Source organism: Micromonospora sp. KC207, assembly GCF_004348615.1.
Classification (GTDB): Bacteria; Actinomycetota; Actinomycetes; order Mycobacteriales; family Micromonosporaceae; genus Micromonospora.
Genome location: NZ_SMKJ01000524.1, coordinates 1 through 2,249 on the forward strand (window position 1 = coordinate 1; position 2,249 = coordinate 2,249).

At 78.5% G+C, this 2,249-nt stretch carries 1 protein-coding gene; it reads left to right on the forward strand.

The annotated features are described in order from the left end of the window. Nucleotide 1: 1 nt before the first annotated feature. Nucleotides 2–2,249: transglutaminase domain-containing protein (locus E1258_RS32080; RefSeq protein ID WP_132407662.1), on the forward strand; the 2,248-nt coding region annotated here is incomplete at its 3' end.

Consider the following 2,249-nt stretch of genomic DNA (forward strand, 5'->3'; position numbering starts at 1 on the left):
GGTGGTGAGGGTGCTGCGGGCCGCGCCCCTGCCGCTCGCGCTGGTCGCGATGGTCGCGCTGACCGGGGTGGTGCTCGGCCGGGTGTACGCGGGCGGGCTGCTGACCTGGCTGGTGGTCGGTGCGGCGGTCGGCTCGGTGCTGGTCAGCGTGGCCGTCCGGCGGCTGCCGTCCTGGCTGGTCGCCCCGCTGTCGGTGGCCGGCCTGGCCGGCTTCACGGCGTGGTCGTTGCGGGTGTCCGCCGACGCGGCGGGGTTGCCCGGCTCGCTGGTGGAGGTGTCGGCGGACGCGGCCCGCAACGGCATCCCCCGGCTGCTGACCGCGATGATCCCGGTCGAGCCGACCCCGGACACGGTGCTGGTGCCGCTGGTCGCGGCGTGGCTGGCCGGGCTGGCCGGCGCGGAGGTGGCGTTGCGTGCCGGCCGGGTGCTGCTGGGATACCTTCCCCCGGCGCTGCTCTACGCGGGGGCGCTGTACGTGGTCGGGCCGAACGCCGATCCGGCGATCTGGCCGACGGTGGCGTTCGCGGCGGTTGCCGCGCTGGGGCTCGCGGTGCCGTCCGGGCGGCCGGGCGCGGGCGGCCCGGACCCGACCGCCGGGCTGGCTCCCGGGGTGCGGGCCGCCGTCCGGGTACGCCTGGCCGCGACCGCCGCCGCCGGCCTCGTCGTGGTGGTGGGGCTGGCCGCTCTGCTCGGGCCGGTGGTGGCCGGCCGGGTCGACGAACGCCCGGTGGACCCGCGCCGGTACGTGGAGCCGCCGCGGGTGGAGTCGTTGGACGAGAACCCGCTGATCCGGATCTCCGGCTGGGCGCTGAACCCGCAGCAGAGGCTGCTGGAGGTGGCCACGGAGCGCCCCGACGCCCCGCCGGGCGGCGTCGGGGGCCCGCCCGGCGATGGCGGGGGCGGGTCGGTGCGGATCCGGCTCGCGGTGCTCAGCGACTACGACGGGGTGACCTGGCGGGTCGGGGCGACGTACCGCAACGCCGGCCGGATCCTGCCGGCGGCGCAGCCCGCACCGGGAGCCACGGTGCAGACGGTCCGGCAGGAGATCACCGTGGCGGACCTGAGCGGTCGGCTGCTGCCCGCCGTGGCCACCCCGCGTGAGATCGGCGGTGCCCGGGTGGCGTACGACCCGCTGACGGGGACGCTGATCCGGCCGGAGGGGCTGACGCCGGGGCTGCGGTACACGGTCACCTCGGCTGCGGAGCGGCCCGACAACAACCTGCTCGCCACGGCGAACGTGCCGGCCGGGCACGAGGTGGCCCGGGTGCTGCGGGTGGCCGAGGGGGTGCCCGACCCGGTGCGTCGGCTCGCCGCACAGATCGCCGAGGACAACGGGGCCCCGTACGCGCGGGCGGCGGCGATCGAGCAGTTCCTCGCCGAGCACTACCGGGTGGTGGCGGACGCGCCGAGCGGCCACGCGTACCCGAACCTGAACTTCTTCCTCTTCGGCCCGCGCGACAGCGGCGGGCAGCGCGGCACGTCGGAGCAGTTCGCGGCGGCGTTCGCGGTGCTGGGTCGGCTGTCCGGGTTGCCCACCCGGGTGGTGGTCGGCTTCTCCTCCACCGGGAACGGGCCGGTGCGGGCGGCCGACGCGTTCGCCTGGCCGGAGGTGCTCTTCTCCGGCCTCGGGTGGGTGGCGTTCGACCCGCTGCCCCGTCCCGACGACGAGCCGCGCCCGGTGGAGGAGGACTTCCGCCCGGCGCAGGAGGACCCACCGCCGTCGGAGGTGCCCGAGCCGACCCTGGAGCCGAGCGGGACCCCGCCGGCGCAGGTCGCGCCGGGGCGGCCGGTCACCCCGGGCGGGTTGTCGACCCCGGTGCTGGTCGGTGGCGGCGCGGGTGGCCTGCTGCTCCTGGTGGGGGCGGCACTGGCGGCGCTGGTCGCGATGCGCCGGGCGCGGTCCCGGGCCCGGTTGTCCACGGGCGACCCCGGCCGACGGATCGCCGGCGCCTGGCGGGAGGTCACCGACGCGTTGCGGCTGGCCGGGCGGCCGGTGGGCGGGGACCTCGCCGCCACGGAGGTCGCGGAGCGGGCCCGCGCCGCCCTGGCCGACTCCCTGGCGGACGCGCGCGCCGCTGGTGCCGCGCAGCCGGACCTGGGGGAGCTGGCCGGGCTGCTCAACCAACTCGCCTTCGCGCCGGGCGCTGCCGCCACCGAGCAGGCGGACCGGGCCGCCGCCCTGGCCGGCGAGTACGTCGCCGCCCTGCGCGCCGCCCGCCCGTGGTGGCGGCGGCTGCTCTGGTCGGTCC